The organism is Bradyrhizobium sp. CCBAU 53415 (genome assembly GCF_028128735.1).
Lineage (GTDB): Bacteria > Pseudomonadota > Alphaproteobacteria > Rhizobiales > Xanthobacteraceae > Bradyrhizobium.
Window position 1 is genome coordinate 1,618,451 of record NZ_LBJF01000027.1, and the last position, 20,413, is coordinate 1,638,863.

At 65.7% G+C, this 20,413-nt stretch carries 15 protein-coding genes; 9 read left to right on the forward strand and 6 right to left on the reverse strand.

Annotated elements, in window-relative coordinates; genetic code table 11:
• Positions 1 to 19 precede the first annotated feature (19 nt).
• Positions 20 to 787 carry a DsbA family protein gene (locus XH87_RS35900; protein ID WP_271590826.1) on the reverse strand — a complete coding sequence of 256 codons (768 nt, stop codon included), beginning with the start codon at positions 785 to 787 and terminating at the stop codon, positions 20 to 22.
• 98 nt (positions 788 to 885) lie between these two features.
• Entirely contained in the window at positions 886 to 2,286 is a 1,401-nt protein-coding gene (locus XH87_RS35905; RefSeq protein ID WP_271590827.1) for a M48 family metalloprotease, read from the reverse strand.
• 192 nt (positions 2,287 to 2,478) lie between these two features.
• Between XH87_RS35905 and XH87_RS35910 the strand changes: the two genes are divergently transcribed.
• From XH87_RS35910 to XH87_RS35920, 3 genes are all read left to right on the forward strand, one after another.
• The gene (locus XH87_RS35910; RefSeq protein ID WP_271590828.1) at positions 2,479 to 3,666 is read left to right on the forward strand and encodes a pyridoxal phosphate-dependent aminotransferase; all 1,188 of its coding nucleotides are present in this window, start codon (positions 2,479 to 2,481) and stop codon (positions 3,664 to 3,666) included.
• Between the two features lie 91 nt (positions 3,667 to 3,757).
• Positions 3,758 to 4,315 carry a biotin transporter BioY gene (locus XH87_RS35915; protein ID WP_271590944.1) on the forward strand — a complete coding sequence of 186 codons (558 nt, stop codon included), beginning with the start codon at positions 3,758 to 3,760 and terminating at the stop codon, positions 4,313 to 4,315.
• Between the two features lie 84 nt (positions 4,316 to 4,399).
• On the forward strand, positions 4,400 to 5,734 hold the full coding sequence (locus XH87_RS35920; RefSeq protein WP_271590829.1) for a dicarboxylate/amino acid:cation symporter: 1,335 nt from the start codon (positions 4,400 to 4,402) through the stop codon (positions 5,732 to 5,734).
• Between the two features lie 93 nt (positions 5,735 to 5,827).
• Here the strand turns inward: XH87_RS35920 and XH87_RS35925 are convergent, their stop codons facing one another.
• Complete coding sequence (locus XH87_RS35925) at positions 5,828 to 7,060, reverse strand: NAD(P)/FAD-dependent oxidoreductase (RefSeq protein ID WP_271590830.1); 1,233 nt, start codon at positions 7,058 to 7,060, stop codon at positions 5,828 to 5,830.
• A 66-nt stretch (positions 7,061 to 7,126) separates the two neighbouring features.
• Positions 7,127 to 9,535, reverse strand: coding sequence for an Rne/Rng family ribonuclease (locus XH87_RS35930; protein WP_271590831.1), 2,409 nt, complete (start codon positions 9,533 to 9,535; stop codon positions 7,127 to 7,129).
• 51 nt (positions 9,536 to 9,586) lie between these two features.
• Between XH87_RS35930 and XH87_RS35935 the strand changes: the two genes are divergently transcribed.
• The 6 genes from XH87_RS35935 to XH87_RS35960 all read left to right on the forward strand — a co-directional run bounded on the left by XH87_RS35935 (position 9,587) and on the right by XH87_RS35960 (position 18,238).
• Positions 9,587 to 10,345 carry a hypothetical protein gene (locus XH87_RS35935; RefSeq protein ID WP_271590832.1) on the forward strand — a complete coding sequence of 253 codons (759 nt, stop codon included), beginning with the start codon at positions 9,587 to 9,589 and terminating at the stop codon, positions 10,343 to 10,345.
• A gap of 614 nt (positions 10,346 to 10,959) precedes the next feature.
• On the forward strand, positions 10,960 to 12,255 hold the full coding sequence (locus XH87_RS35940; protein WP_271590833.1) for an N-acetylmuramoyl-L-alanine amidase: 1,296 nt from the start codon (positions 10,960 to 10,962) through the stop codon (positions 12,253 to 12,255).
• A gap of 230 nt (positions 12,256 to 12,485) precedes the next feature.
• Positions 12,486 to 14,987: a penicillin-binding protein 1A gene (locus tag XH87_RS35945; protein ID WP_271590834.1), complete on the forward strand. Its 2,502-nt coding sequence runs from the start codon at positions 12,486 to 12,488 to the stop codon at positions 14,985 to 14,987.
• A gap of 113 nt (positions 14,988 to 15,100) precedes the next feature.
• Positions 15,101 to 16,232, forward strand: a protein-coding gene (prfB, locus tag XH87_RS35950; protein WP_158667804.1) for a peptide chain release factor 2 whose coding sequence is annotated in 2 segments (ribosomal slippage) — positions 15,101 to 15,169 and positions 15,171 to 16,232 — 1,131 coding nt in all. Because the reading frame shifts where the segments join, the coding sequence is not laid out codon by codon here.
• Position 16,233: 1 nt separating this feature from the next.
• On the forward strand, positions 16,234 to 17,115 hold the full coding sequence (locus XH87_RS35955) for an NAD(P)-dependent oxidoreductase (protein WP_271590835.1): 882 nt from the start codon (positions 16,234 to 16,236) through the stop codon (positions 17,113 to 17,115).
• Between the two features lie 145 nt (positions 17,116 to 17,260).
• Positions 17,261 to 18,238 carry a DMT family transporter gene (locus tag XH87_RS35960; protein WP_271590836.1) on the forward strand — a complete coding sequence of 326 codons (978 nt, stop codon included), beginning with the start codon at positions 17,261 to 17,263 and terminating at the stop codon, positions 18,236 to 18,238.
• Here the strand turns inward: XH87_RS35960 and XH87_RS35965 are convergent.
• Positions 18,235 to 19,590 carry a M23 family metallopeptidase gene (locus XH87_RS35965; RefSeq protein ID WP_271590837.1) on the reverse strand — a complete coding sequence of 452 codons (1,356 nt, stop codon included), beginning with the start codon at positions 19,588 to 19,590 and terminating at the stop codon, positions 18,235 to 18,237. The genes XH87_RS35960 and XH87_RS35965 overlap by 4 nt on opposite strands.
• A 111-nt stretch (positions 19,591 to 19,701) precedes the next feature.
• Positions 19,702 to 20,394, reverse strand: coding sequence for a peroxiredoxin (locus XH87_RS35970; RefSeq protein WP_271590838.1), 693 nt, complete (start codon positions 20,392 to 20,394; stop codon positions 19,702 to 19,704).
• Positions 20,395 to 20,413 lie beyond the last annotated feature (19 nt).

Genomic DNA, 20,413 nt, shown 5'->3' on the forward strand with positions numbered 1-20,413 from the left:
CGCGATCAGCAAGTCGCCTTCAGCAAGTCGCCTTGCCGCAGCGGGCGATGCCGATCTTTTCCCTGAGGCCTTCGACGCCGACGGCGCCGACCACGATCTGCTTGCCGATCACATAGCTCGGCGTGCCGTTCATGCCCATCGCCTCGGCGAGCTTGAAATTCTCCTCGATGGTGGCGCGCACTTCGGGGCTGGCGATGTCCTTCTCGATTCTCGCCGTATCGAGGCCGGCCTCCTTGGCCGCCTGAAGCGCGCGCGCCTTGTCCGCCGCACCGCGACCGCCGAGCAGTCTCTGGTGGAAATCGAGATATTTCTTGCCCGAGGGATCCTGCATCCGCACGGCGACCGCGACCTGCGCCGCTTCGACCGAGCCCTGGCTCAGCACCGGAAACTCCTTCAGCACGACCTTCAGCTTCGGATCGCTCTTCATGAGGTCGAGCATGTCGCCCATGGCGCGTTTGCAGTAGCCGCAATTGTAGTCGAAGAACTCGACGAAGGTGACGTCGCCATCCTTGTTGCCGAGCACGACCTGCCGCGGCGAGTTGAAGATCGCATCGGCGTTCTGCGCGATGCTGGCCTCGTGCTTCTGCGTTTCGGCCGCGGCCTGGCGCTTGCTGAGCTCGGCCATGGCCTCCTCGAGCACCTCGGGGTGGCTGACGAGATAGTTCCTGATGATGGCCTCGATATCGGTGCGCTGGGTATCGGAGAAGCTGTCGGCCGAGGCGGGCACGGCTGCACCGAACATGGCGAGCGCAAACAATGCGGGAGCAAGCAGGCGCAGCGAAGGCATAGGCAAATCCTCTTATCCAAAGCAGGTTTCGAGAAACGTCCCGGCGGACTTAAGCTCGGTGTCGTGACGTCGTGGTGTCGGGCGTCGTTCGAGTTGCGTCAGTTGCGCGGCGGCTTCGCCGCCACGATGTCGTCGGCCTTGACCCATCCGGGCGTGCCGACGGCGAAACGGGTTTTCGCGCGCGTGGCAAGTTCGCGGGCGGTCTTGTTGTCGCCGCGCAGGTACGCGGCCTGGGCCGAGGCGAGATCTGCCTCGGCATAATCTCCCTTCCGGCCATAGGCCATCGCGAGCTGGGTATAGCCGAGCGCCGCCTCGGGCTCGCGTGCCACCGCAGCGCGGAGAATCCGAACGGCATCGTCCGTGTAGGCCTTATTATCGGTTCCAACCAGAGCCTGCCCAAGTAACATCTCGATGAGGGGTGAATTGTTCGACAGTTGCACCGCCTTGCGCAGGGCAGGGATCGCCTCGGCGGGCTTGCCGCTTTCCAGCAGGGCCTGGCCGCGCACCTCGTAGAAGTACGGGTTGTTCGGCTGAACCTGGATCAGCGCGTCGATCTGAGTGAGTGCGCTGCGCAAATCCCCGTGCAGATAGGTGCTGATGGCGCGGGCATAACGCGCCGGCAGGCTGTCGTTGGTCTGGGGATAGCGGCGGTACACCGTCTCCGGCCGCTCCATGAAGGCGGAGATCTTGGCGCGGACCATGTCGTGCCGGAGCTGAAGCGCGGGATCGTCCTTCTTGCTCCAGTATGGGCTGGAGCTCGCGAATTCCTGGAGCGCGGCGACGCGCTCGGCCGGCATCGGATGGGACTGGAGATAGGGATCGGCGCCGCGCGAGGCGAACAGGCTCTCGCTGGTGAAGCGTTTGAAGGTCTCGTACATGCCCTTCGGCGACTGCCCCGTCGCAGTCAGGAATTTCACGCCGGCGCGGTCGGCGTTCTCCTCCTGCTGGCGCTGGTAGGACAACAGCGTGCGGCGGATCATCTCCTGCGGAGCGGCGATGGCGGCCGCGCCTGCGTTGGCCAGACCGTTGTTGCCGGCGCTGCCGCGCTGGACGCTGCCGGCTGCAATCGCGCCGGCGCCGAGCAGCATTGCGATGATCATCTGGGTCTGGGCCGTGGCGAGCTGCTGGCGCAGCTTGGACAGATGGCCGCCGGCCAGATGTCCGGTCTCGTGCGCGAGCACGCCGATGATCTGGTTCGGCGTCTCCGACTGGAGGATCGCGCCCCAATTGACGAAGATGCGGCGGCCGTCCGCAACGAACGCGTTGAACGAGCCGTCGTTGATGATGACCATCTGGATGTTCTGCTTCTCCAGACCCGCGACGCGCAGGATCGGGCGCGTATAATCGCGCAGCAGCTGCTCGGTCTCGGTGTCGCGCAGCACCGGCGGACCCTTGGCCTGCGCATGCGCCGCCGGCATCGGCAACAGCGCGATGGCCGCTGCCGTGACGAGGGCGGTGAGGGCGGAGGCCTTCCTGCGCAGTGCAATCTGGAGCAACATCAGGCGGTCTGGGTCAAACGGTCTGGGTCAAGCAGTTTCGTGATTGGTTTTGGCGATTGGCGGCGGACCGGATACGCGATATGGCCTATGAGCCGTACCCCTTATGAGCCGTACAATGCGGCCAGTCTGGGGCGCAAGCGCCCCGTTTCCCGGACCGGACAGGCCGGTCCGCCAGCGAAATAGCAGAAATCGATGCACGATGCGACATTGAGGAACCGGTTGGGGCAGTGGCTCGAGCCCTCCCGCCGCAGCGATGTTCCCCCGTTCATGGTGATGGACGTCATGGCGGCGGCGGCCCGAATCGAGGCCGCCGGTGGCCATGTCATCCACATGGAGGTCGGCCAGCCCGCGGCCGGTGCACCCAGGACCGCGATCGCGGCCGCCCATGCGGCGCTCGAGGCTGGACGGATCGATTATACCTCCGCGCTCGGGATCCCCAGTCTGCGCGAGCGCATCGCGCGCCACTATCGCGACACCTACGGCTGCGACGTCGACCCCGAGCGGATCGTGGTGACCACAGGCTCCTCCGGTGGCTTCATTCTGGCTTTCCTGTCGATGTTCGAGCCCGGCGATCGCGTCGCCGTGACAGTGCCGGGCTATCCGCCGTACCGTCATATCCTCACCGCGCTCGGCTGCGAGCCGGTGCTGATCGAAACCACGAACGAGACGCGCCACGCGCTCACCGGTGAGGCGCTGCTCGCCGCCCATCGCAAGGCGCCGCTGAAGGGGGTGTTGGTCGGCAGCCCCGCCAATCCGACGGGCACGATGATGTCCCGCGAAGCGCTCGCCGGCCTCATTGCGGCCGCGGAAGACGCTGGCATCCGCTTCGTCTCGGATGAGATCTATCACGGGCTCGATTACGCGTTTCCGGCCGTGACGGCGGCGGCGCTGTCCGAGCACGCACTCGTGATCAATTCGTTCTCGAAGTATTTCTGCATGACGGGCTGGCGCGTCGGCTGGATGGTCGTGCCCGAGATCCTGGTGCGGCCGATCGAGCGTCTGCAGCAGAACCTCTCGATCTCGGTGCCGTCGCTGTCGCAGATCGCGGCGGAGGCCGCCTTCGACGGCGCGGCCGAGATGGAGGAGATCAAGCACGGCTATCAGGAAAACCGGCGTATCCTGATCGATGGATTGCCCAAGGCCGGACTGACGAGGTTCCTGCCGGCCGATGGCGCCTTCTATCTCTATGCCGACGTCTCGGACTTCACTTCGGACAGTTTCGAGTTCGCCAAGCAGATGCTGGAGCAGGCGCGCGTGGCGGCAACGCCCGGCCTCGACTTCGATCCCATCCATGGCCGTTCGTTCATCCGGCTTTCCTATGCCCGCTCGCGCGATGATATGCGCGAGGCAGTTGACCGGATTGCTGAGTGGCTTAAATAACTGCGCCAGTTTTCTTCACCCCCCGGAGTTCGACTTGTCAGACCGTTCCGTCCCGTCCGCCGCTGCGCCACATTCCTCTCTCGCCGCTTTGATGTGGCCGACCAGGCCGGGCGAAGCCGTCGGCGCGCTGCGCGCCGTCGTGCTGATTGCGCTCGGCACGGCGTTGATGGCGCTGTCGGCCAAGGTGAATCTTCCGCTGCCCTATGTGCCGATGACGCTGCAGACGCTGGTGGTGTTGATGATCGGCGCCGCCTATGGCCGGCGCCTTGGCAGCGCAACCATGATTGCGTATCTCGCCGAGGGCGCGATGGGGCTGCCGGTGTTCGCCGGTCCCGTGGGTGGGATTGCGCCGCTGGTCGGTCCGACCGCGGGCTACCTGTTCGGTTTCGTGCTGGCTGCCTTCGTGACCGGCTGGCTCGCCGAGCGCGGCTGGGATCGCAGCGTGATGCTGCTGTTTGCGGCGATGGCCGTTGGCCACATCGTCATTCTGGCGGCCGGGTTCGGCTGGCTGGCATTCGGCCTGGGTCTCGGCGCCGCAAAGGCCTGGCAGGTCGGCATCGTGCCGTTCATTGCGGCCTCGCTGGTCAAGAATGCGCTCGGCGCGACACTGATGCCAGCGGCACGCCGCATCGTCGAGCGCCGCGGGTAAAACGCGTCATCACGAGCAGTTCCAATTGACAGGGCCGGCCAAGTTGATCTTGGCTGGCCCAGTGTTTTGAGGGGGAGTGAACCGATGACGACGACAACGATGACGGGGGCGCCGGTCGCGCCGCCCGCCGCCAAGCCGTGGTACAAAGTCCTCTACGTCCAGGTGCTGATCGCCATCGTGCTCGGCGCCATCGTCGGCTGGCTGTGGCCGCATGTCGCCACCAACGACTGGATCAAGGCGCTCGGCGACGGCTTCATCAAGCTGATCAAGATGGTGATCGCCCCGATCATCTTCTGCACCGTCGTCTCCGGCATCGCCCACATCCAGGACGCCAAGAAGGTCGGGCGCATCGGCGTCAAGGCGCTGGTCTATTTCGAGGTCGTCTCGACCTTTGCGCTGGTGATCGGGCTCATCATCGGCAATCTCGTCAGACCGGGCGCCGGCTTCGGCAATGCGGCGGCAAACGAGGCGGCCGTTGCGAATTACGCCAAGCAGGCCGCCGGCCAGAGGTCCGTCGACTTCGTGCTGCACATCATTCCGGACACCGTGGTCGGCGCCTTCGCGCAAGGCGAAATTCTGCAGGTGCTGCTGTTCGCGGTGCTGTTCGGCTTTGCCTTGATGAGCCTCGGCGAGCGCGGCCACACCATCCGCAGCTTCATCGACGATGCCGCGCATGCGGTGTTCGGCGTCATCTCGATCGTGATGCGCGCGGCGCCGATCGGCGCGTTCGGCGCGATGGCCTACACCATCGGCAAGTTCGGCACCGGCGCCATTCTCAACCTTGTCGGACTAATCGCGACGTTCTACGTCACCGCGGCGCTGTTCGTGTTCGTCGTGCTCGGCATCATCGCGCGCATCGCCGGGTTCTCGATCTTCAAGTTCCTGGCCTACATCAAGGACGAGCTGCTGATCGTGCTCGGCACCTCGTCCTCGGAAAGCGCGCTGCCGTCCCTGATGGAGAAGCTGGAGCGGCTCGGCTGCTCCAAGTCGGTGGTCGGCCTCGTGGTGCCCACGGGCTATTCGTTCAACCTCGACGGCACCAACATCTACATGACGCTGGCGACGCTGTTCATCGCACAGGCGCTCGGCTTCGATCTCTCCTTCGGCCAACAGCTCACGATCCTGGTTGTGGCGATGCTGACCTCGAAGGGCGCCTCCGGCATCACCGGCGCCGGCTTCATCACGCTGGCGGCGACGCTCGCCGTGGTCGATCCCCGCCTGGTGCCGGGCATGGCGATCGTGCTCGGCATCGACAAGTTCATGAGCGAGTGCCGCGCGCTGACCAATCTGTGCGGCAACGGCGTCGCTTGCGTGATCGTCGCATGGTGGGAGGGTGAGCTCGACCGCGACAAGCTCAACGCCAACCTCGCCAAGCGGATCGATCCGACCGACATGGAGACGGCAATCACGACGGACTGATCTGCAAGCCACATCTGACGGCGTTGGCCGCGCCGTCGGACTTGAAAATGGCAGGGCTGGTCGCGATCCTCGATCAGCCCGTTTTCTTCGGGTCTAAAACCGCTCAGGCCGATATGGCGTGGGATCGACCGCCGGCGTCTCGCCGCTCATGATCTCGGCGAGTAAACGTCCGGTCGCGGGTCCCAGCGTAAAGCCCTGATGACCATGGCCGAAGTTCATCCAGAGGCCGGGGTGGCGCGGGGCGCGACCGAGCACCGGGAGCATGTCGGGCGTGCAGGGCCGAGTGCCGAACCACGGATCCGGCTCGACCCGCTTGCCGAGGTCGATCAGCTCGCGTGCGGAGGCTTCGGCGCTGGCGAGCTGAACCGGCGTTGCAAGCGCGTCCGGGCTCGTCAGCTCCGCCCCCGTGGTGATGCGAATGCCCCTGGCCATCGGCCCCATGGCATAGCCGCCGGCCTTGTCGATCAGCGGCAGGTCGAGCGAAGCGCCGCCGCTGTAATGCATGTGGTAGCCGCGCTTGCGCACCAGGGGAATGCGATAGCCGAATTTGTGGAGGAGGTCGGGCGACCACGGCCCGAGCGTCACGACAGCGTGGGGAGCATCGAGGCGTCCATTGTCGGTATCGACCGACCAGCCGGTCGCGGTCTGTTGCAGGCTCTGGGCATCGCCGAGCACGATCGTGCCGCCGAGGCGCTCGAACAGTCCGGCATAGGCCGTGACCAGTGCGCCGGGATCGGACACGGTCCAGGTGTCGAGCCAATGGATCGCTCCAGGGAGATCGTCGCGCAGGATCGGCTCGGCCCTGGCAAGCTCGCCGCCCGACAGCACGCGAAAGTTGACGCCGAATTCGCGCTGATCTTCCTCCGCGGCCTTGATCGAGAGATCCAATGAAGCGGGGTCGCGAAACAACGCTCGGTAGCCGGCGCGGCGGATGAGATTATCGGCATGCGCCTCGCGGATCAGGATGTCGTGCTCGGCCGTTGCGTAGGCGATCAGCCGTGCCCACGCCTCGATCGCCTCGCGATGCCGTTTCGGCGCCGAATGCCACCAGTAGCGGAGCAGGGGCTCGACGTGGAGATGGAGAGAGGAGAGGCTGTAGCGCACGTCGTTGGTGCGGCCGGTCGCGATCTTCAGGAGCGAAGCGAAATCGCGCGGCATGGGATAGGGGCGCACCGCTTCGGCCTGGATCATCCCGGCGTTGCCGTAGCTGGTCTCCCGGCCCGGCTCCCTGCGATCGACCAGCGTGACCGACCAGCCGCGCTGCTGCAGATGCAGCGCGGCGCCGATGCCCACCATGCCGCCGCCGAGAATGATCGCGCTTTGCATCGAACCTGACCTCACCAAATCAAAACCGCCCGGTTTGGCCGGGCGGTTTCAACTCCATTGTTCCTTTTACTCGCCGCCGCCGAAACGGCGTGACCACCAGCCGGCACGGCGCGGAGCGGCCGGGGTTTCGCTTGCGGCCTCCGGCGCGGGCTCAGGTGCCGGCGCGGGCGCGGCGACCGGTTCGGTCGCCTGGGCCGGCGGCGTTGCGGGCTCGGGCTGGCTGTTCAGCAGGAAGCTCACCTTTTCCCGGACCGTGGAGCGACGGCGCGTGGCCTTGTCGTCGGCGGGTTCTTCTTCCGGCGCTGCAATCGTCGTGGCGGGAGCCGGCTCTGGTTGGGCTGGCGCCTCGGCCTGCACCTCGGCGCGCGGCTCAGGCTCCGCGACTTGCGGCTCCGCGATGTGCTCGGCCTGCGCAATCGAGGGCGCAGCCTCGCCGCCGAAGCCGTCGAAATCGGCAACCGCGTCGGTAGCTTCCGACGGTTGGCTGGTGCCGAGCTCGTCGTTGATCGAGCCGGCGAGACCTTCCTCGCCGCTACCACGACGGCGGCGTCCGCCGCGGCGACCACGCCGGCGCCGGCGCTCGCCGCCGCCCTGCTGCTCGCCACGGGCTGCCTGCTCCTCGCCTTCCTCGCCCTCCTGCTCGGACTCGGCGTCCTCTTCGCCTTCACCGGCCGCCACGGCCGCTTCGGGCAGTGTGGGCGCGGTATCCTCGCGCAACTCACCCTCGCGCTGGCCACCGCGGCCGCGGCGGCGGCGCCGGCGCTTGCGGCGCTGGCCATCCTGCTCGGAGGCCGCCTCGCCGGCAGCCTGCTCGTCAGCAAGACCTTCGGTCTCGTCGGTTTCGACCTCGGATTCAGTCTCCAGGTCGAAGCCATCTTCGTCGTCATAGGCTTCTTCGGCCTGTGGCGGCGGGCTCGCGGCGGCTTGCGCGGCGAGCAGCGCCTTGGCGGCTTCGAGCGTATGCACCTGCTCGCCGCGGTCGATGACATATGCCTGCGGGCCGCTGACGCTGGGATCGGCGATGACCGACAGCGTGACCTTGAAGCCGTTCTCGAGGTCGCGCAGATGGCCGCGCTTGTGGTTCAGCACATAGAGCGCGACGTCGGTGCGGGTGCGGACCACGAGATTGTGGGTCGCGCCCTTCATCAGGATCTCTTCGAGGCCGCGCAGCAGCTGGAGCGCCACCGAGGAGACCGAGCGGACGTGGCCGGTGCCGCCGCAATGCGGGCACGGATCGGTCGAACTCTCCAGCACGCTGGCGCGGATGCGCTGGCGCGACATCTCGAGCAGGCCGAAATGCGAGATGCGGCCGACCTGGATGCGCGCGCGATCCTGCCTGAGGCAATCGGACAGCTTGCGCTCGACCGCGCGATTGTTGCGCTTCTCGTCCATGTCGATGAAATCGATGACGATCAGGCCCGCGAGGTCGCGCAGCCGGAGCTGGCGGGCGACCTCTTCGGCGGCCTCCAGATTGGTCTTGAGCGCGGTGTCCTCGATATGATGCTCTCGGGTCGACCGTCCGGAGTTGACGTCGATCGAGACCAGCGCCTCGGTCTGGTTGATCACGATGTAGCCGCCGGAGCGCAGTTGCACGGTCGGCGAGAACATCGCATCCAGCTGGCTCTCGACGCCCATGCGCGAGAATAGCGGCTGGCCGTCGCGATACTGCTTCACCGCGCTGACATTGGCGGGCATCAGCATCTTCATGAAGTCGCGCGCTTCACGGTAGCCGGACTCGCCGGCCACCTGAATCTCGTCAATCTCCTTGTTGTAGAGGTCGCGCAGCGAGCGCTTGATCAGCGAGCCTTCCTCGTAGACGAGGGTCGGGGCCTGCGACTTCAGCGTGAGGTCGCGCACCGTTTCCCACATCCGGATCAGATATTCGAAGTCGCGCTTGATCTCGGGCTTGGTGCGGGAAGCGCCCGCGGTGCGCAGGATGATGCCCATGCCCTCGGGCACGTCGAGGTCCTGCACCACTTCCTTCAGGCGCGAACGGTCCTGGGCGCTGGTGATCTTGCGGCTGATGCCGCCGCCGCGAGCGGTGTTGGGCATCAGGACAGCGTAGCGGCCGGCGAGCGAGAGGTAGGTCGTCAGCGCCGCGCCCTTGTTGCCGCGCTCTTCCTTGACGACCTGCACCAGCATGACCTGGCGGCGCTTGATGACTTCCTGGATCTTGTACTGGCGGCGCGGGCGGAAGGTGCGCTCCGGCACTTCCTCCAGCACGTCGTCGCCGCCGACGGATTCGACGACCTCCTCTTCTTCGGCTTCCTCGCCGTCCTCATCCTCGTCGTCGTTTTCACCGGCAGCCTCCGCAGCTTCGGCGTGCGGCGCTTCAGTGCTCTCACCGTAAACGGCATCGGCCGGCTCGACGGCCGCGGTCACGGCTTCGGCGAGAGCCTCGGCGTGCCCTTCCGAGGTGCGGGCTTCGGAGGCGGCAGCCTCCTGCGGCTCGGCGGTGGTCTCGGTCGCAACCACGGGCTCGGCGCCGACGGCCGCGACAGGCGCGGGTGTTGCATCGGTGTGATCATGGTCGTGCTGGTGATCGTGATCGTGCGCGTGATCGTCCGCATCGACGTGATCGTGGTCATCCTGACCATGTCCTTCATGACCATGTCCCTCGTGATCATGATCGGCGTGATCATGATCGCCATGGTCGTGATGCTCGTGGTCGTGATGCTCATGCTCGCCGTGATGCTCCACGTCGGCGTGGAGGTGCTCGCCCTCGTCCGGCGCGCCCTCGCTATGCGAGGTCTCGCCTTCGATCGGCTGGGCCGCGGGATCGGCCTCGAGGCCTTCGACGATGTCGCTGCGCACGCGCTCGCCATGACCGCGGCGGCGGGCGTTGCGGTGGCGCGAACGGCGGCGGCCGTGCGAGCGATTCTCGCTCTCTTCCTCGGCCTCGCGATGGGCCTGTTCCTCGGCCTCGATCAGCGCCTGCCGGTCGGCGACCGGGATCTGATAATAGTCGGGATGAATTTCGCTGAAAGCGAGGAAGCCGTGGCGATTACCGCCATATTCCACGAAGGCGGCCTGGAGCGAGGGTTCGACCCTTGTGACCTTGGCGAGGTAGATGTTCCCGCGCAGTTGCTTGCGTTGCGCGGTCTCGAAATCAAACTCTTCGACGCGATTGCCGCGGACCACGACGACCCGGGTCTCTTCCGGGTGGGTGGCATCGATCAACATCTTGTTGGGCATGTCTTAACTCTTGGCGGCGGCGGGCGCGATAAGCCGTGGGCGCGTATCGCGCCGCCGGGTGACGCGACGGTCCACCTGATTCGGGGGTGAGGGGAAGGCCGAAACGCCGTCTCTCGCGCCTCGCCGAACCGGAAGCTTCAGGGCCATTGCGACGCGCGGGATTGTCACTCCGCAGCGTCGCGAATGGTCCTTCAGATTTCGTCGGCACAGTCTGGCGCATCAAGCGTCGGCCCGTATGAAACATTGGGCGGCGAGGCCGCCCTTCAATCAGTTGCTGCTGGCCAGGCACGGCGCGAGTGCGCTCGCCTTGAGATCACGAACCGCTCCCTTGGGGATCAAGGGACCGGGTAATGGGTTACGTCGCTGTCAGAACCGTCCCGGTAACATGAGTGGTAACCCGAGACCGTCCGCCGCCGGGGCTTGACCCCTCCACCTCGTTGCCGCGCACTGCGCTGGTCTTGGAGGGAAGCGGAAAACGCTGGAATTCCCAAACCTTGGGAGTTCCGGCGCTGCACCGGGAGGCTGAATGCGACACAACCGGAAATATCGGCCGTCAGCATTCCGTACATACGAGGAATGAGCCATCCGTGCAAGGGAGCGTCGCACGGCGGTCACAGTCGGCCAGTTTCGCAGCTCCGTCATAAAGGATCGATTAACCCTGTGGTTCTATTGCGTTAAGAGAGCTGCTCGGAGGCGCGGAATCGGTGGCGAGCCGCACAAATCGACGGGTTTTGCTGGGCGGCGTGTTGCTGTGCGCCGCAGCATTGCCGTGTGCTGATTCCTCGCGTCTCATTGCTGCGGAAAGCCAGCCGCAGCCCGCTGTTGCGGCAGCGAATTTTCCGATCGCCTCGGCCGCCCGGCTGGCCGGCGATGGCAAGCAGACCCGCTTCATCCTCGACCTCGATCAGGTCGTTACCTTCCGCGCCGTCACGCTGGCCGACCCCTACCGCGTGGTGGTGGACGTGCCGCAAGTCAATTTTCAGCTGCCCGCCGGTACGGGGAGCGGGGGGCGAGGGCTGATCAAGGCCTTCCGCTACGGGCTCGTCATGCCCGGCGGCTCGCGAATCGTGTTCGATCTGACCGGACCGGCAAAGATCGCCAATTCCTACGTCCTGGAAGCGGCCAACGGCCAACCGGCGCGGCTCGTGCTCGAGTTGGCCGAGGTCGATCGCACTGCCTTTGTGCCGTCGCTTGCCCCCGAAAAACGTCCCGAGCTGCGGCCCGCGATCGCGGAGCCGCCGCCCGGCACAGTCCCCGCTGCGGCGGCCGCGGAAACCGCGGAGCAGAAGGCCGACGGCCGGCCGGTGGTCGTGATTGATCCGGGCCACGGCGGCATCGATAACGGCACGCAGTCGAGCGGCGAAAGCGAGAAGAACCTGGTGCTGGCTTTCGGGCTGGCGCTACGCGACAAGCTGGAGAAGGCCGGTAAATACCGCGTGGTCATGACGCGGGATGACGACACCTTCATCCCCCTCAACGACCGGACCAAAATCGCCCGCAATCTCAAGGCGGCTTTGTTCGTCTCGATTCATGCCGATGCACTGCCTCGTGCCGAGGGCGATGCGCAGGGCGCGACCATCTATACGCTCTCCGACAAGGCATCCGACGCCGAGGCCCAGCGGCTGGCGGATGCAGAGAACCGGGCGGATGCGATCGCCGGCTTCAACCTCGCGGAGGAGCCGACCGACGTCGCCGACATCCTGATCGACCTCACGCAGCGGGAAACCCGTACCTTTTCAAATCGTTTTGCCCGCCTCTTGATGGGTGAAATGAAGTCGACGGTGCGAATGCACAAGCATCCCCTGAAGTCCGCCGGCTTCCGGGTCCTGAAGGCGCCCGACGTGCCCTCGGTGCTGGTCGAGATCGGCTATGTCTCCAACAAGGGGGACCTCGAGCACCTGGTCTCCGAGGGGTGGCGGTCCCGCGCCGTGGGCTCGATGGCGCAGGCGATCGACGGGTTTTTGGCCAAGCGGATGGCCACGGCCGGCACGTCGAACTGAACGGGTTTTTCCGTCCCGACCCGAAGGCCCTAGTTTAGCCACAGCGGACGCTTTATAAAAACCCCGCAGGGGGTTCCGGAATCGGCGAGAATCCTGTTCGGCAAGCGTCCTAAGCCCGGCCTTGATGTGATTGCGTAAGCCGGTGCATTCGCGACGTGAGGTCGGTGCCTGTTTGGGGCGCCAATGGGCTGATACTGGGCTGATCCAGAGTTTGAACGGATAAACAGATAATGCGCTTGCTGGTGCGGTTCATGGGCTTCCTGTTCGCCGCGGGAACGGTGGTGTTCCTTGTTGGTGTCGGGGCCGTGGCAGGCCTGATCTGGCATTTCTCCAAGGACTTGCCGGACTACTCTCAGCTCCAGGATTACGAGCCGCCGGTGATGACGCGTGTGCACGCCGTCGACGGTTCGCTGCTTGGCGAATATGCCAAGGAGCGGCGGCTGTACCTGCCGATCCAGGCGGTGCCCAAGCTCGTGATCAACGCGTTCCTGGCCGCCGAGGACAAGAATTTCTACGAGCATGGCGGCATCGACTACACCGGCATGGCGCGCGCCGGATTGCTTTATCTGCAGAACTACGGCTCCAACCGCCGTCCGCAGGGCGCTTCCACGATCACCCAGCAGGTCGCCAAGAACTTCCTGCTCACCAACGAGGTCTCCTTCGCCCGCAAGATCAAGGAAGCCTTGCTGGCGATGCGCATCGAGAAGACCTACTCGAAGGACAAGATCCTCGAACTGTATCTGAATGAGATCTATCTCGGCCTCGGCGCCTACGGCATCGCGGCCGCTTCGCTGGTATATTTCGACAAGTCGGTGAACGAGCTGACGGTGGCGGAAGCGTCCTATCTGGCGGCGCTGCCGAAGATGCCTGCGACGCTGCATCCGGTCCGCAACCGCGACCGTGCCATCGAGCGCCGCAACTACGTCATCGACCGTCTGCTGGAGAACGGCTGGATCAAGCAGGCCGACGCCGACAAGGCGCGCAAGGAGCCGCTGGCCGTCACCAGCCGCTCCAACGGCGCCCACACCTTCGCCGGCGAATATTTCGCCGAGGAAGTCCGTCGCGACATCTTCGAGCGCTACGGCGAGAAGAAGCTCTACGAGGGCGGCCTGTCGGTTCGCACCACGCTCGATCCGAAGATCCAGGTCATGGCGCGCAAGACCATGGTGGCCGGCCTCGTGAATTATGACGAACGGCAGGGCTATCGCGGCGCGATCAGCAAGCTCGACATTTCCGGCGACTGGGGCGTGAAGCTCGCCGAGATCAAATCGCTCTCCGACATTTCGCCGTGGCGCATGGCCGTCGTGCTGGAGACCAGCGATCAGTCGGCGCGCATCGGCTTCCAGCCGAGCCGCGAGCTTGGCGGCGCAGTGAGCAAGCAGCGCGAGACCGGCATCGTCACGGTCGACGGCGTGCGCTGGGCGCGGGCCGCGCAGGGCGGCACGAAGGGCAAGACGCCGACGGCGGTGTCGCAGGTGCTCCAGCCCGGCGACGTGATCTATGCCGATCCGCTCTACAAGGATGGCCAGCCGGTGGAGGGCCAGTACCGGCTCCGCCAGATCCCGGAAGTTTCCGGCGCCATGGTGGTGATGGATCCCTGGACCGGCCGCGTGCTCGCGATGGTTGGCGGCTTCTCGTTCGACCAGAGCCAGTTCAATCGCGCCACGCAAGCCTATCGGCAGCCGGGTTCGTCGTTCAAGCCGATCGTCTATTCGGCCGCGCTCGACAACGGCTATACGCCCTCGACCGTCGTGCTCGACGCGCCCATCGAAATCGATCAGGGCCAGGGCGCCGGCGTGTGGCGGCCTGAGAACTTCTCCTCCGGCAAATTCCAGGGACCGGTAACGCTGCGCAACGCGCTGCGGCAGTCGCTCAACACGGTGACGGTGCGCCTCGCGCAGGACATCGGCATGCCGCTGATCGGTGAATATGCCCGCCGTTTCGGCGTCTATGACGAGCTGCCGAATTATCTCTCCTACGCGCTCGGCGCCGGCGAGACGACGGCGATGCGCATGGTCACGGCTTACTCGATGCTCGCCAATGGCGGCCGTCGGGTGAAACCGACCTTGATCGACCGCATCCAGGACCGCTACGGCCACACCATCTTCAAGCACGATCAGCGCGAATGCCGCGGTTGCGACGCGCCGGGCGGCTGGAAGAACCAGCCGGAGCCGCAGCTGATCGATCGCCGCGAGCAGGTGCTGGATTCCATGACCGCCTATCAGATCACCGAACTGATGGAAGGCGTGGTGCAGGCCGGTACGGCCACTGTCGTCAGGGATGTCGGCAAGCCGGTCGCCGGCAAGACCGGAACCACCAACGAGGCCAAGGACGCCTGGTTCGTCGGCTTCTCACCCGACATCGCCGTCGCGATCTATATGGGCTACGACAAGCCGCGTCCGCTGGGCAGGGGCAACGCCGCGACCGGCGGCCATCTGGCAGCTCCGATCGCGCGCGATTTCCTCAAGCTCGCGCTCGCCGACAAGCCCGCCGTGCCGTTCAAGGTGCCGGCCGGCATCAAGCTCGTGCGCGTCGTCGCCAAGACCGGCATGCGCGCCGGCCCGGGCGAGACCGGCGGAACCATCCTCGAGGCCTTCAAGCCGGGTACGGCGCCGCCGGACAATTATTCGGTCATCGGTGTCGCCGACGCTGACGGGCGCATGCCGGCGTCGCAGCAGCAGCAGCCGGATTCCGGCTTCTTCATGCGGCCGGGCACCGGCGGGCTGTACTAGGCCTTAGGACAAGACGGACGATCGCGGTTCCGGCGGTTGCGCTTTGCAGCCGCCGCCGCTACATGCCCACCTCAATCGCTTGCGGGACCTGTTCCGCGAAACCAGAGAACGACATGCGCGCCGAAATCGAACGGTTGGTAGAAGAGATCAAGCAGTCAGTCGGGCTGCTGAGGAGGCATCTTTGACGTCGAGAAATCGACGGCGCGCCTCGCTGAGCTGAACAAGCTCGCAGAAGATCCCAACCTCTGGAACGATCCCCAGAAAGCCCAGAAGCTGATGCAGGAGCGCACCTCGCTGGAGGATGCGCTCTCGGGCATCGGCAAGGTCGAGCAGGAGCTCGAAGACGACATCGGCATGATCGAGCTCGGCGAGGCCGAGGGCGATGACGGCGTCGTTGCGGAAGCCGAAGCTGCGCTGAAGAGCCTCAAGAAGGAAGTGGCACGGCGCGAGCTCGAGGCGCTGCTGTCGGGCGAGGCCGACCGCTTCGATTCCTATCTCGAAGTGCATGCCGGCGCCGGCGGCACCGAGAGCCAGGACTGGGCGCAGATGCTGCTGCGCATGTACACGCGCTGGGCCGAAAACCACGGCTTCAAGGTCGAGTTTCTGGAAGAATCCGAAGGCGAAGAGGCCGGCATCAAGTCCGCGACCATCCAGGTCTCCGGGCACAACGCCTATGGCTGGCTGAAGACGGAAGCGGGCGTGCATCGCCTGGTCCGCATCTCGCCGTTCGATTCCAACGCGCGCCGGCACACCTCGTTCTCGAGCGTGCAGGTCTTCCCCGTCATCGACGACAGCATCAAGATCGACATCAAGGAATCCGATGTCCGCGTGGACACCATGCGTTCCGGCGGCGCCGGCGGTCAGCACGTCAACAAGACCGAATCCGCGGTGCGCCTGACGCATATCCCGACCGGCGTCGCGGTGGTCTGCCAGGCCGGCCGCTCCCAGCACAAGAACCGGGCGCAGGCCTGGGACATGCTGCGCGCGCGGCTCTATGAGATGGAGCTGAAGAAGCGTGAGGAAAAGGCCGCCGCCGACCAGGCCGCCAAGACCGATATCGGCTGGGGCCATCAGATCCGCTCCTACGTGCTCCAGCCCTACCAGATGGTGAAGGATCTGCGCACCGGCGTGCAGACCTCCGACACCTCAGGCGTGCTCGGCGGCGATCTCGACGAGTTCATGGCCGCGACGCTGGCACAGCGCGCCTTCGGCACCACGACCGGCGAGATCGAGGACGTGGACTAGTATGCCCCGTGTCGCCTTCATCGGATTGGGGCGGATGGGTCATGGCATGGCCGGCCGCTATCTCGATGCCGGGTTCACGGTGACGCTGTGGAATCGCAGCAAGGCCAAGGCGGAAGATCTGGTTGCGCGCGGCGCGCATTGGGCGACTTCACCAGAGGACGCCGCGATCGATGCCGACGCGGTCGTGACCATGGTCGCCGACGACGAGGCCTCGCGCGCGGTCTGGCTCGGGCCGAAGGGCGCGGCCAAGACGGCGAAAGCCGGCACCATCGCGATTGAATGCTCCACCGTCTCCTATGACCACGCGCGCGAGATGGGCCGCGAGCTCAACGCGCGCGGGCTGATCTACATCGATTGCCCCGTGACGGGATTGCCGGATGCTGCCGCGGCCGGGAAGTTGACGCTGCTCGCCGGCGCCGATGCGGCAGATCTCGAGCGCGCGCGGCCCTATCTCGAACCGATCGGTTCGACCATCCGCCATTTCGGCGCGGTCGGCACGGGGACGGTCTACAAGCTCATAAACAATCTGATGGGCGCGATTCAGATCGCTGGTCTCGCCGAGGGCCTTGCGATCGCCGAGCAGGCCGGGCTCGACATGAACCTTGTGCTGGAGTCGATCCAGGCAGGCGTCGCCGCAAGCCCCCAGGTGCAGCGCCACTCCAAGCGCATGGTTGCTCGCGACTTCAGTGGTGCGACCTTTACGGCAGCGCTGCGGCACAAGGATGCCGCTTATGCCGTGAAGCTCGCGGAGAGCCTGCTGGCCGACAAGCCGCTGGTCTCGCGCGCCGCGGTCGAGGCCTACGCGCAGGCGAGGGCCGAGATGCCTGATGACGACGAAGGCAGGATGATCGAGCTGGTGTCGCGGCCGAGGGAGCCGTCCTAGCCGGGTTGCATCGACATGGAGTAAATTCGATCGCTCCGTTCGTTGCCAGCATCGGTTTTGTAAACCGGCAGTTCATCGGAAATCGGGTGGCACCGATCGCCGCGTCGTCCTAGGCCAGCGGGCTCGGCCGTCGATGTGAGAGCCCATGCCCCCGAATGACAACAGGATCGATGCGCGCGACTGGTCGCTGCTCGCCGTGCTCTCGATCCTCTGGGGTGGTTCGTTCTTCTTCAACGGTGCGGCGTTGCAGGAACTTCCGCCGCTGACGCTGGTGTTTCTGCGGGTTGCGCTCGGCGCGGGGATGCTGCTGCCGTTGCTGCGCCTGCGGGGGATCAGCCTGCCCAAGAGCATGACGGGATGGCGGCCGTTCGTCGTGATCGGGCTACTCAACAACGTCGTTCCGTTCTCGTTGATCGTGATCGGCCAGACCTTCAGTTCGAGCGGGCTCGCTTCGATCCTGAATGCCACCACGCCGTTGTTCACGGTGGTCGTGATGGCTGCCGCTGGCGAGGAAGCATTGCGGATGAGGCGGGTCGCTGGCGTAGCGCTTGGCGTCGTCGGCGTGGTCATCCTGCGCGGGTGGGGCATTGAGACGAGACCGGGGCAGGGGCTCGGCATCCTGCTCTGCCTCGGCGGCGCACTGAGCTATGGCTTTGCGGCGCTGGCGGCGCGGCGAATGCTGAAGGACGCAGCCCCGCTGGGCGCGGCGACGTTTCAGCTGATGGCATCGACGGTGATGATGGCGATTGTGGTGGGCGTGGTGGAGCGGCCCTGGCGCCTTGCAGCGCCGGGCCTCACGACATGGCTGGCGGTGCTCGGCCTTGCCGCCCTGTCGACGGCACTCGCTTACATCGTCTTCTTTCAGATCATACGGCGCTCGGGTGCGAGCAATGTCATGCTGGTGACGCTGCTCATTCCCGTCACCGCCATCCTGCTGGGCTGGCTGGCGCTGGGCGAGCCGATCTCGATGCGCGAGATCGTCGGCGCAATCATCATCGGCAGCGCGCTGCTCGTGATCGACGGGCGCGCATTTGGCCTGCTGCGCCGCGGCGCGCAAGCTCCCGGCCTGACAAGGAAGACCGCGAGGGGCGAGCAGGAGGCGAAAAGAGAAGCGAGGGTCTAGCCCGCGCTGAGCCGGACCCCGGCGCGCAGGAATTTCTGCGGATCGACTGCTTCGCCCTCGATGCGGGTCTCATAGTGCAGATGCGGACCGGTGGAGCGGCCGGTCGAGCCGACGAGTCCGATCACCTGGCCGATCTTCACGATCTCGCCGACCCTGACATTGATCTCGGAGAGATGGCCATAGCGCGTCGATAACCCATTGCCGTGATCGACCTCGACCATGCGGCCGTAGCCGCCGGACCAGCCCGCCGAAACCACCTTGCCGTTGGCGGTGACGCGAACGGGATCGCCGCTGGCGGCGCGGAAGTCGAGCCCGGTGTGCATCGCGGGCCGTCCGAGGAAAGGATCACTGCGCACGCCGAAGCCGGAGGTGAACTCGACTTCGCCGATGACGGGCTTGCGGTAGGGCACCAGCGCCAGCGTGCGGTTGAGGCGGTCCATCTCGGCGCGCGTGGTGTTGATGCGATAGAGCTGCTTCTCGAACGTTCCCGCATTCGCCGGCAGCCTGACCGGAACGAACGGCCCGCCCATGGCGGTGCGTGGTACGGCGGCTTCGAGATGGGCGAGGTTCAAGCCGAGATCGCTGACCACGCCGCGCATCCGGCGCATGCGCGAATCCATGCTTTCCTCGACGGCGCTGAGCGCCGCCATCTGGCGCCGCTCGACCTGGTCGAGCGAGTTCGTGAGCCGGGCCAGCACGTTGTCGAAACCGTTGTTCCTGGCGAATTGGCTGACTGGCGGCGCCACGACGGTCGGGGCACGCGATTCGAGGCGCGCTTCGCGGTCCGGCGGCGCCACGAAGATGACGGTGTCGCTGATCGGCGACGGCTTTGGCGTGGTCTGGCTTGAATCGCCACGCTGCGGTGCGGAGCGGGGAATCGAGCCGGTCACGTCGGGCATGGCCCCGAGCGCCGTGGCCCGGGACTCCAGCGCCGTCTGGCGCTTCATGATCTGGTCGAGTTTCTGGTCGAACTGTTCCTGGTCGAGCAATTGGCGGCTGGTGGTGCGGTCGACCTTGGCGCGCAGCTCGGCGATGCGGTCCTCATAGGCATATTGCATCTCGGCCTGCCGGGCGATCAGCCGGGTCAGGACGTCGTCACGGAACGCAAAATAAGTGGCCGTCGCGGCCGACCACAGCCCGAGCAGCACGACGGTGCCGACCACGATCCAGAACACCACAGGGCCGAAGCGGACCTGCTTGCCGGCATGGACAATGGTGTAGGCGTCGTCAGCGGCGGGCAGGGGAATCGCGGCGGCCGCCGCCGGGGCGGCCGGACGGCGTTGGAAGGCGCGTCCGTGGTCATGAGGATGATGCTGGGAGTAGTGCGAGTATTGGGCAGAACTTTTCGACATCGGCACTCCCGCGCCGGTCGGATGGGCTCCTTCCGGCTCAATTGCCGCAGCAATCTGGGCCGGTCATGGTTAATTTTCCGGAAATGGGAACAGGCGAATTCAACGGACTGGTTAAAGGCTTCTTGCCGCCTCCAGCACCTCGTCGGCATGGCCGTCGACCCGGACATTGCGCCAGATCCGGGCCACCCTGCCGTCGGTCCCGATCAATATAGTGGTGCGAAGAATTCCCAGGAAGCTTTTGCCGTACATGGACTTTTGGCCCCAGGCGCCATAGGCCTCCAGCATCTCATGTGTCTCATCCGAGATGAGGGGGACGCCCAGCTTGTGCTTGTCGCGGAACTTCTCCTGGGCCTTTAACGGATCGGCGGAGATGCCGAGCACGGCGGTGCCAGCGGCAGCGAAGGCATCGGCCAGGCGGGTGAAGTCGATCGCCTCGCGGGTGCAGCCGGGTGTGTCGGCCCGGGGGTAGAAGAACAGGACGAGCTTTCGACCGGCATAGTCTGCCAGCGTGACCAATTCGCCGCCGTCGCGGGGCAGGCGGAAGGCGGGGGCCTTCTGGCCCTCGGCCAGGCCGGACTTCGCTGCAGCGGGCGGGCGGGAGGCTGATTTGGATGAACTTAACTGTTTCGATGCGGCCTTATGTGACCCTGCTTTTGCTATGCTCCCGGTTGATTTGCTTGCCGGTGTCCGCTGAGTTGTCGCGGACTGTGCCTGAGTCGATGCCCGCGTTTTTGCGGTCTTCTTTTTGGCGGTTGAACTGCCGGAGGACGTTTTGGACGATTTCTTTCGGGATTTCTTGGACATACGCCTTCCTTTCGACGCT

Bases quoted from the DNA above. Each gene is read 5' to 3' on its own strand.
- XH87_RS35945 (WP_271590834.1), top strand. From the start codon at position 12,486: ATGCGCTTGCTGGTGCGGTTCATGGGCTTCCTGTTCGCCGCGGGAACG.
- XH87_RS35935 (WP_271590832.1), top strand. From the start codon at position 9,587: ATGGTCGTGCTGGTGATCGTGATCGTGCGCGTGATCGTCCGCATCGAC.
- XH87_RS35900 (WP_271590826.1), bottom strand. From the start codon at position 787: ATGCCTTCGCTGCGCCTGCTTGCTCCCGCATTGTTTGCGCTCGCCATG.
- XH87_RS35915 (WP_271590944.1), top strand. From the start codon at position 3,758: ATGTGGCCGACCAGGCCGGGCGAAGCCGTCGGCGCGCTGCGCGCCGTC.
- XH87_RS35910 (WP_271590828.1), top strand. From the start codon at position 2,479: ATGCACGATGCGACATTGAGGAACCGGTTGGGGCAGTGGCTCGAGCCC.
- XH87_RS35970 (WP_271590838.1), bottom strand. From the start codon at position 20,394: ATGTCCAAGAAATCCCGAAAGAAATCGTCCAAAACGTCCTCCGGCAGT.
- XH87_RS35920 (WP_271590829.1), top strand. From the start codon at position 4,400: ATGACGACGACAACGATGACGGGGGCGCCGGTCGCGCCGCCCGCCGCC.
- XH87_RS35965 (WP_271590837.1), bottom strand. From the start codon at position 19,590: ATGTCGAAAAGTTCTGCCCAATACTCGCACTACTCCCAGCATCATCCT.
- XH87_RS35955 (WP_271590835.1), top strand. From the start codon at position 16,234: ATGCCCCGTGTCGCCTTCATCGGATTGGGGCGGATGGGTCATGGCATG.
- XH87_RS35925 (WP_271590830.1), bottom strand. From the start codon at position 7,060: ATGCAAAGCGCGATCATTCTCGGCGGCGGCATGGTGGGCATCGGCGCC.
- XH87_RS35905 (WP_271590827.1), bottom strand. From the start codon at position 2,286: ATGTTGCTCCAGATTGCACTGCGCAGGAAGGCCTCCGCCCTCACCGCC.
- XH87_RS35960 (WP_271590836.1), top strand. From the start codon at position 17,261: ATGCCCCCGAATGACAACAGGATCGATGCGCGCGACTGGTCGCTGCTC.